The organism is Pseudomonas agronomica, from assembly GCF_025917275.1.
GTDB classification, from domain to species: domain Bacteria; phylum Pseudomonadota; class Gammaproteobacteria; order Pseudomonadales; family Pseudomonadaceae; genus Aquipseudomonas; species Aquipseudomonas agronomica.
Window position 1 is genome coordinate 1 of record NZ_JAOSHO010000923.1, and the last position, 900, is coordinate 900.

The following is a 900-nucleotide window of genomic DNA, read 5'->3' on the forward strand; positions in this document are numbered from 1 at the left end:
GTCGACGAGTCGAAGGAAGACCCGCTGGACTTCGTCCTGTGGAAAGGCGCCAAGCCGGGCGAACCGAGCTGGGAGTCGCCATGGGGCGCCGGGCGTCCGGGCTGGCACATCGAGTGCTCGGTGATGTCGACCTGCTGCCTGGGCGAGACCTTCGACATTCATGGCGGCGGCAGCGACCTGGAGTTCCCGCACCACGAGAACGAAATCGCCCAGAGCGAAGCGGCCACCGGCAAGACCTACGCCAACGCGTGGATGCATTGCGGCATGATTCGCATCAATGGCGAGAAGATGTCCAAGTCCTTGAACAACTTCTTCACCATCCGCGACGTGCTCGACAAGTATCACCCGGAAGTCGTGCGTTACTTGTTGGTGTCGAGCCACTACCGCAGCGCCATCAACTACTCGGAAGACAACCTCAAGGACGCCAAGGGTGCCCTGGAGCGTTTCTACCACGCGTTAAAAGGCCTGCCGAGCGTGCCGCCTGCCGGTGGCGAAGCGTTCGTGGCGCGGTTCACCGAAGTGATGAACGACGACTTCGGCACGCCGGAAGCGTGCGCGGTGCTGTTCGAGATGGTGCGTGAGATCAATCGCCTGCGTGAAAGCGATCTCGATGCGGCGGCGGGCCTGGCGGCACGCTTGAAGGAACTGGCCAGTGTGCTGGGTGTGTTGCAGCTCGAAGCCGATGACTTCCTGCAAGCCGGCGCCGAAGGCCGCGTGGATGCCGCCGAGGTCGAGGCGTTGATCCAGGCGCGCCTGGCTGCGCGGGCCAACAAGGACTGGGCCGAATCCGACCGCATCCGCGACCAGCTCACCGCCATGGGCGTGGTGCTGGAAGACGGGAAGGGCGGGACGACCTGGCGATTGGCGGACTAAGATCTCTTAGACGCGAAATACCCACTG

The 900-nt window shown here is 63.6% G+C and carries 1 protein-coding gene; it reads left to right on the forward strand.

Annotation, left to right across the window (positions count from 1 at the left end):
• A partial coding sequence (gene cysS / locus OC610_RS28135) for a cysteine--tRNA ligase (RefSeq protein ID WP_264432915.1) occupies positions 1–873 on the forward strand: 873 nt, incomplete at its 5' end.
• Between the last annotated feature and the right edge of the window lie 27 nt (positions 874–900).